Annotated in this window: 8 protein-coding genes; 2 read left to right on the forward strand and 6 right to left on the reverse strand. The window is 66.0% G+C overall.

What is annotated here, in order from left to right:
* Nucleotides 1-65: 65 nt before the first annotated feature.
* The 5 genes from QN345_RS12590 to sufB are packed head-to-tail and all read right to left on the reverse strand — an operon-like array spanning nt 66 to nt 4199.
* Nucleotides 66-395, reverse strand: a complete 330-nt coding sequence (locus QN345_RS12590; RefSeq protein WP_134448677.1) for a metal-sulfur cluster assembly factor — start codon at nt 393-395, stop codon at nt 66-68.
* Nucleotides 396-399: 4 nt separating this feature from the next.
* Nucleotides 400-1164 carry a Fe-S cluster assembly ATPase SufC gene (sufC, locus tag QN345_RS12595; RefSeq protein WP_134448678.1) on the reverse strand — a complete coding sequence of 255 codons (765 nt, stop codon included), beginning with the start codon at nt 1162-1164 and terminating at the stop codon, nt 400-402.
* A 54-nt stretch (nt 1165-1218) separates the two neighbouring features.
* Nucleotides 1219-1548, reverse strand: coding sequence for a non-heme iron oxygenase ferredoxin subunit (locus tag QN345_RS12600; protein WP_134448679.1), 330 nt, complete (start codon nt 1546-1548; stop codon nt 1219-1221).
* A 2-nt stretch (nt 1549-1550) separates the two neighbouring features.
* The gene (gene sufD, locus QN345_RS12605; protein ID WP_134560129.1) at nt 1551-2780 is read right to left on the reverse strand and encodes a Fe-S cluster assembly protein SufD; all 1230 of its coding nucleotides are present in this window, start codon (nt 2778-2780) and stop codon (nt 1551-1553) included.
* Complete coding sequence (sufB, locus tag QN345_RS12610) at nt 2781-4199, reverse strand: Fe-S cluster assembly protein SufB (protein ID WP_134448681.1); 1419 nt, start codon at nt 4197-4199, stop codon at nt 2781-2783.
* A 263-nt stretch (nt 4200-4462) separates the two neighbouring features.
* On the opposite strand from sufB, the gene QN345_RS12615 reads away from it, so the two are divergent.
* Nucleotides 4463-5404, forward strand: coding sequence for a COX15/CtaA family protein (locus QN345_RS12615; protein ID WP_322189700.1), 942 nt, complete (start codon nt 4463-4465; stop codon nt 5402-5404).
* A gap of 34 nt (nt 5405-5438) precedes the next feature.
* On the opposite strand, the gene QN345_RS12620 is transcribed toward QN345_RS12615, so the two are convergent.
* Complete coding sequence (locus QN345_RS12620; protein WP_134448683.1) at nt 5439-6380, reverse strand: heme o synthase; 942 nt, start codon at nt 6378-6380, stop codon at nt 5439-5441.
* Nucleotides 6381-6636: 256 nt separating this feature from the next.
* On the opposite strand from QN345_RS12620, the gene QN345_RS12625 reads away from it, so the two are divergent.
* On the forward strand, nt 6637-8356 hold a 1720-nt coding region (locus QN345_RS12625; protein WP_323508704.1), incomplete at its 3' end, for a transketolase.

Here is an 8356-nt window from a genome sequence, read left to right on the forward strand (position 1 = left end):
TCGTGGGCTCGGAGATGTGTATAAGAGACAGGGGCGACACTGGGCGGGTGATACTGGGGCGACGGTCAGATCGCGAAGCCGAGGGCGCGCATCATGTCACGGCCGTCGTCGGTGATCTTCTCAGGGCCCCACGGCGGCATCCAGACCCAGTTGATCCGGAACTGGTCGACGACCCCGTCGAGCGCTTCGGCGGTCTGCTCCTCGAGCACGTCGGTCAGCGGGCAGCCTGCCGAGGTCAGGGTCATGTGGATGATCAGGGCGTCGTTCTCGTCGTCCCAGCCCAGGTCGTAGATGAGGCCGAGGTCGACGACGTTGATGCCGAGCTCGGGGTCCATGACGTCTTTGAGCGCCTCTTCGATCTCATCGAATCGCTCGGGTGACAGCGTTGAAACCATGCGGTCAGCCTACGTTCGAATCGACGAGAAAGCGATCGTAGCCTTCGTCCTCGAGCCGGTCGGCAAGCTCGGGTCCGCCCTGCTCCGCGATCCGCCCGTTGACGAACACGTGCACGAAATCGGGCTCGATGTAGCGCAGGATGCGGGTGTAGTGCGTGATCAGGAGGATGCCGAGTCCGGTGTTCGCCTTGGCGCGGTTGACGCCCTCCGAGACGATCTTGAGCGCGTCGACGTCGAGGCCGGAGTCGGTTTCGTCGAGGATCGCGAACTTGGGCTTGAGCAGTTCGAGCTGCAGGATCTCGTTGCGCTTCTTCTCACCACCGGAGAAGCCCTCGTTCACGTTGCGCTCCGCAAAGCTCTTGTCCATGCGCAGGTTCGTCATGGACTGGCGGACGTCCTTGATCCAGGAACGGATCGCGGGCGCTTCGCCGTCGATCGCGGTCTTGGCGGTGCGCAGGAAGTTGGTGACGGTGACTCCGGGGATCTCGACCGGGTACTGCATCGCGAGGAAGAGGCCGGCGCGGGCGCGCTGGTCGACGGTCATGGTGAGGACTTCCTCACCGTCGAGCAGGATCGAGCCGCTGTCGGCGTGGTACTTGGGGTGGCCGGCGATCGTGTACGCGAGGGTCGACTTGCCGGAGCCGTTCGGCCCCATGATGGCGTGGATCTCACCCTCGTTGATCGTGAGGTTGACACCCTTCAGGATCTGCTTGGTGCCCTGGTCGGTCTCGACGCTGACGTGCAGGTCCTTGATCTCAAGAACTGACATGGATTCTCTGGTCTCTTTCATTCAACGGCGCGCAGGCGCCGGTACGTGTGGGGGTTACGCGGTGACGTAGTGCGGGGTCGGGTCGATGAAGACGTCGCCGTTGATCAGCTCGACCGTGAACACCGGAACGGGTTCGTAGGCGGGCAGGTTGAGCGGGCGACCGCTCTTCAGGGAGAACTTGGAGCCGTGTGCCCAGCATTCGACCGTGTCGTCTTCGACGAATCCCTCGGAGAGGGAGATGTCGCCGTGCGTGCAGGTGTCGCCGATCGCGAAGACGTCGCCGGCGCTGTCCCGCACCACGACGATGGGGACTCCGTCGATCTCGACCTTGACGGCCTGATTCTCTTCGAGTTCGTCGAAGGCGCAGATCTTCGTGGACGCCATGGTCAGTTCTCCTTGGTTGTTGCGGGTGCGCGGACCTCGTCGGTGCTGCGCAGTTCGGCTTCGATGGCCGCCTGGAGGCGGTCTTCGAGCGGTTGGGATCCGATGTGCTGCACGATCTCGCTCAGGAAGCCGCGCACGACGAGTCGCCGGGCCTCGTCTTCCGTGATTCCGCGGGACTGCAGATAGAACAGCTGCTCATCGTCGAAGCGGCCGGTCGCACTCGCGTGCCCGGCGCCCTTGATGTCACCCGTCTCGATCTCGAGGTTCGGGATCGAGTCCGCGCGGGTGCCTTCGGTCAGCACGAGGTTGCGGTTCTGTTCGTAGCTGTCGGTTCCAGGGGCGTTGCGACCGATCAGGACGTCGCCGATCCAGACCGTCCGAGCGCCTGCGCCCTGCAGGGCGCCCTTGTAGGTCACCCGGCTGCGGCTGTTCGCGGCGTCGTGGTGCACGTACACCTGCTGTTCGAGGTGCTGGCCGGCATCCGCGAAGTAGAGACCGTAGAGGTCGGTGTCGGAGCCGGGACCGGCGAGGCGCACCGAGGGGTTGACCCGCACGATGCTGCCGCCGAGGGACACGACGACGTGCTTGAGGTAGGCGTCGCGGCCGACGGATGCGAAGTGGTTGGCCAGCTGAACGGCACCGGTGTTCCACTCCTGCAGCGTGACGACCGTGAGGTGCGCGGACTCGCCGACGATGATCTCGAGGTTTTCGGTGAGGCGTGCGTCGCCGGTGTTCTCGAGGATGATCGTCGCCCGGCTGAACGGCCTGGCCTCGATGATCGTGTGGGCGCCGCGCGGGCCGGTGCCGAGACGGGCCCGGGTGATCGTGATCTCCTTGTCCTCTTCACCGGTGACGGTGATGGCCAGGGCCTTCTCGAAGCTCGTCCAGGCGTTGGCGGCGGCTCGTTCCTCCGGGGCGCCAACCGAACCGATGCGGGCGTCATCGCGCCCGACCCAGTCGATCGCGACACCGTCGGTCGGGGTCGAGTCGACGTCGTAGGCTGCGCCGTCGAGCTCGCCGGCCGTGAGGTCGGTGAACTTGGCGACCGGTGAGAGCTTCCATACGGCCTCGCGCCCCGTGACGGGGGCGAAGTCGGCGACGTCGACGCTCTTGAAGCGGTCGTTCCTGGTCTGCACGGGGACGAAGCCGAAGCGTCCGTCCGAGTGCGCCTTGATGCCGTGCTGTTCGCTGGTGGGCAGTGCTGCTGTTGTTGAAGTCGGGGCGGCGGACATTTAGCCGACGGATCCTTCCATGCCCATTTCGATGAGCTTGTTGAGTTCGAGGGCGTACTCCATCGGGAGCTCCCGTGCGATCGGTTCGATGAATCCTCTGACGATCATGGCCATGGCCTCGTCCTCGGGCATACCGCGGCTCATCAGGTAGAACAACTGCTCCTCGCTGACGCGGGAGACGGTGGCCTCATGGCCGAGCTGCACGTCGTCGACACGGATGTCGATGGACGGGTAGGTGTCGGAGCGGGACTGGGTGTCGACGAGCAGCGCGTCGCAGCGCACGGTGTTCGCGGAGTGGTGCGCACCGGCATCCACCCGGACTTCACCGCGGTACCCCGAGCGGCCGCCGCCGCGGGCGATGGACTTGGACACGATCGAGGACTGCGTGTACGGAGCCATGTGGATCATCTTGGCGCCGGCGTCCTGATGCTGGCCGGGACCGGCGAAGGCCACGGACAGGGTTTCGCCCTTGGCGTGCTCGCCCATCAGGTAGATCGACGGGTACTTCATGGTGACCTTGGAGCCGATGTTGCCGTCGATCCATTCCATGGTCGCGCCCTCTGCGGCTGTTGCGCGCTTCGTGACGAGGTTGTAGACGTTGTTCGACCAGTTCTGGATCGTCGTGTACCGAACTCGGGCGTTCTTCTTCACGATGATCTCGACGACGGCGGAGTGCAGCGAGTCCGACGAGTAGATCGGGGCGGTGCAGCCCTCGATGTAGTGCACGTAGCTGCCCTCGTCGGCGATGATGAGCGTGCGCTCGAACTGGCCCATGTTCTCCGTGTTGATCCGGAAGTACGCCTGGAGCGGGATCTCGACGTGCACGCCGGGCGGAACGTAGACGAAGGAGCCGCCAGACCAGACCGAGGTGTTGAGCGCGGCGAACTTGTTGTCACCGGAGGGGATCACGGTGCCGAAGTACTCCTTGAAGACCTCGGGGTATTCCTTGAGCGCGGTGTCCGTGTCCATGAAGATGACGCCCTGGGCTTCGAGCTCCTCATTGATCTGGTGGTAGACGACCTCTGACTCGTACTGGGCCGCGACGCCGGAGACGAGGCGCTGGCGCTCCGCCTCGGGGATGCCGAGCTTCTCGTAGGTCTTCTTGATGTCGTCAGGCAGGTCTTCCCAGGTCTGGGCCTGCTTCTCCGTTGAACGCACGAAGTACTTGATGTTGTCGAAGTCGATTCCGGACAGGTCGGCGCCCCACGTGGGCATCGGCTTGCGCTCGAACAGTTCGAGGGCCTTGAGCCGGCGCTGCAGCATCCAGTCCGGCTCGTTCTTGAGCTTCGAGATGTCGGTCACGACCTCTGGCGAGACGCCACGGCGGGCGGATGCGCCGGCCGCGTCGGAATCGGACCAGCCGAATTCGTACGTTCCCAGGCCCGCGAGTTCGGGCCGGTCGAGCAGGACGTCAGACATATTTACCTCTTCTCCCATCCACGACAACCCGGATATTAGTCCGGTCATTCCCGCACGGCTCCAGGCGAAGACGTGCGATGAACGGGTTGCGTGGGCGGCTACGTTGCGTACCTAAGATGATTAGAGGCGGCGAGGTGTCGAACCGCGGTTTGTACAACCGCGTGATCACCGCCCAGAAACACCTAATTCTACAGGTTCCCGATGCGTTAAGTGGCCGGACCCGGCGATTTCACATGCACCAGGCCCGAGAGGAAGCAGAACCCGTGAAACGGATTTCGGAATGGCTGCCCACGAGCGTTGACCGAAGGGTCCGCCTGATCGCGTGGGTGTACCTCGCCGCGCAGATCCTCCTCGTCGGCACGGGCGGCCTCGTCCGCCTGACAGGCTCAGGGCTCGGTTGCCCGACCTGGCCGAAATGCACCGACGGTTCGCTCGTCAACACGCCGGAGATGGGCATCCACGGCGTCATCGAGTTCGGCAACCGCCTGCTCGGTGCCGTACTCGGCCTCGTCGCGGTCCTTGCCTTCCTCGCCGTCGTGCGGCTGCGTCGCGAACGCCCCGACCTGTTCCGCCTCGCCCTGTTCGCCGGGCTCGGCATCCCCGCCCAGGCGGTCATCGGGGGCATCAGCGTGCTCACGCAGCTCGACCCCACCGTCGTCGGACTGCACTTCGTCATCTCCGCAGTGCTCGTGGCGCTCTGCACGGCCTTCGTCTACCGGGTCTACACCGGCAACGGCCAGCGGGCTGCCGTCGTGCCCCGCTGGTACGCGATCCTCACGCATGTGACGAGCGCCGTGGTCGCCGTCACAATCGTCGTCGGCATCCTCACGACCGGTTCCGGGCCGCACGCCGGTGACGAGAACGCGCCGCGAAACGGGCTCGACTCGGAGTTCCTGCAGCACGTGCACAGCTGGCCCGCCTACCTGACCGTCGCGCTCACCATCGCCCTCGTCATCGGCGCCTGGGGCCTCGGCCGGTCGCTCCGCACCTGGACCCTGGCCCTGCTCGGTGTCGAGGCCGTCCAGGTCGTCGTGGGGCTCGTTCAGGCGAACACCGGACTACCGGCCGGCCTCGTCGGAATCCACATGGTCCTCGCGTGCGTACTCGCGGCCGCGATGACCGCCGTCGTGCTGCACCTCAAAGAGCCGGTGGCGCAGCCCGTCGACGCCACTCCCCCGGTTCCGCACCAGGCAACCGCACGCTGACGCACCCGGCTCTGCTGGGAAGCCCCCGCGCGACCTAGAAGGGGAGCAACGGGTCGACGCCCACGGCGACGAAGAGCAGTGTCAGGTACGTGATCGAACCGTGGAACACCCGCATCGGCGAGACCACCTCGTGACGGATAGCGAGGTTGTACAGGCGGTGGGTCTCGTAGATGAACCAGCCGCCGGTGACGAGCGCGACCCCGGTATAGAGCAGGCCCATCGAAGCGACCGGGATCAGGAGCAGTGAGCACGCGACGGTCGCCCACGCGTAGAGGATGACCTGAAGGCCGACCTGGGCGCGTCCGCGCACGACGGCGAGCATCGGGACTCCGGCGGCCTGGTACTCGGCGCGGTATTTCATGGAGAGCGGCCAGTAGTGCGGCGGGGTCCACAGGAAGATGATCGCGAACAGGATCAGCGGCGGCCAGGACAGGTCGCCGGTGACGGCGGCCCAGCCGATCAGTACGGGCATGCAGCCGGCGATTCCGCCCCAGACGATGTTCTGGGCGGTGCGGCGCTTGAGGATGATCGTGTAGAAAACGACGTATAGCAGGATTGCGCCGAGCGAGAGAGCCGCGGCGACCCAGTTCGTGAAGACCAGGAGCCACACGATCGACGCGGCACCGAGCACCCACGCGAAGACGAGGGCCTCCCGGTCGCTGAGCTCGCCGGTGACGAGCGGCCGGTTCATCGTGCGCTTCATCACGCGATCGATGTCGCGGTCGATGTAGCAGTTGAACGCGCCGGCGGATCCTGCGCTGAGCGCCCCGCCGATGAGGGTCGCGAGCACGAGCCACAGGCTCGGAATCCCGCGTTCGGCGAGCAGCATGGTCGGCGCTGTCACAACGAGTAACAGTTCGACGACCCGCGGCTTGGTCAGGGAGAGGTAGGCGAGGAAGGTCCGACGGAAGCCTCGCGCTCCCCTGCCGCCGGGCGCCTGCACGCCCGCGGGGGTCGCGTCCTGGGAGATCTGCATAGTGGATTGAGTCTAACCAGTCCCGGCCGGGCGGAAGCCCATTCGAGGATCGTTCAGCTTTACGCCGGTCAACCTCACCCGGCCATGCCGACTGCCTATACTTGGGGGTGCTCGCCAATCATGGCGCGTGTCGGTGCGTCCTGGAAAATGGGCATTCGCCTGCCGCGCCGGATGACGTCGATGTCCACGGGCGCGCTCAATCCAACGGGTGCGGGTTTCCAAGGCCTGCCCTAGCTTGACGAAGGGTAACTACGAAGTGGCAGCACTGCAGTGGGATTCGATTGACAACAGGGCGGTCGACACGGCTCGCATTCTCGCGGCGGACGCCGTGGAGAAGGTCGGGAACGGCCACCCGGGCACGGCGATGAGCCTCGCCCCCGTCGCATACCTTCTCTTCCAGAAGGTCATGCGCCGCGATCCCTCTGACAATGAATGGATCGGCCGCGACCGCTTCATTCTCTCGGTCGGCCACAGCTCCCTGACCCAGTACGTCCAGCTCTACCTGGGCGGTTACGGCCTCGAGCTCGACGACCTCAAGGCTCTCCGCACCTGGGGTTCCAAGACCCCCGGTCACCCGGAATACGGCCACACCGACGGTGTCGAGATCACGACGGGCCCGCTCGGCCAGGGCCTCGCGTCCGCCGTCGGCTTCGCATACGCGTCCCGCTTCGAACGCGGACTGTTCGACCCTGAGACCGCGGCGGGCGAGAGCCCCTTCGACCACTTCGTCTACGTCATCGCGGGCGACGGCGACATGCAGGAGGGCATCACGAGCGAGGCATCCTCCCTCGCCGGCCACCAGCAGCTCGGCAACCTGATCGCGATCTACGACTCCAACCAGATCTCGATCGAGGACGACACCAACATCGCCTTCACCGAAGACGTCGCCGCCCGGTACGAGGCCTACCACTGGCACGTGCAGACCGTGGACTGGAAGAAGACCGGCGAATACGTCGAAGACCTCCACGCCCTCAACGACGCGATCGACGCGGCGAAGGCCGTCACGGACAAGCCGTCGCTGATCATCCTCAAGACGATCATCGGCTGGCCGAGCCCGAAGAAGCAGAACACCGGCAAGATCCACGGCTCGGCGCTCGGCGCCGCGGAACTCGCAGCCGTGAAGGAGGTCCTCGGCTTCGATCCGGCCGAGAACTTCTTCGTCGCCCCCGATGTCATCGAGCACACCCGCGAGGCGCTCACCCGCGGCTCCGACGAGCATGCCCGGTGGACGGTGCAGTTCGACGCCTGGGCCGCCGCGAACCCGGACGGCAAGGTCCTCCTCGACCGGATCCTGGCCGGCGACCTGCCCGAGGGCGTGGATGCCGCGCTGCCCGTCTTCGAGGCCGGCACCGAGGTCTCCACCCGTGCAGCTTCCGGCAAGGTCCTCACCGCGCTCGGCGCCGTGATCCCCGAGCTCTGGGGCGGTTCCGCCGACCTCGCCGAGTCGAACAACACCACCATCGGCGGTGCCCGGTCCTTCATTCCGGCCGAGCACTCGACCCACGAGTGGACCGGCAACGAGTACGGCCGCGTCCTGCACTTCGGGATCCGCGAGCACGCGATGGGCGCGATCCTGAACGGCATCGTGCTGCACGGCAACACCCGCCCGTTCGGTGGCACCTTCCTGATCTTCAGCGACTACATGCGCCCGGCCGTTCGCCTCGCTGCGCTGATGAAGGCGCCGTCGATCTTCGTCTGGACCCACGACTCCGTCGCCCTCGGCGAGGACGGCCCGACCCACCAGCCGGTCGAGCAGCTCGCGACCCTCCGCGCCATCCCCGGGCTCGACGTCGTGCGCCCCGGCGACGCCAACGAGGTCTCCTGGGCGTGGAAGACGATCCTCGAGCGCCGCGAAGGCCCCGCGGGCATCGTCCTCACCCGCCAGAACATCCCCGTGTTCGAGCGCGGCGACGTCTTCGGTGAAGGCGATGTTGGTGTCGTCCTCGATCGAGATCTGGTTGGAGTCGTAGATCGCG

The organism is Cryobacterium sp. 10I1 (assembly GCF_035019805.1).
In the GTDB taxonomy this organism is placed as follows: domain Bacteria; phylum Actinomycetota; class Actinomycetes; order Actinomycetales; family Microbacteriaceae; genus Cryobacterium; species Cryobacterium glucosi.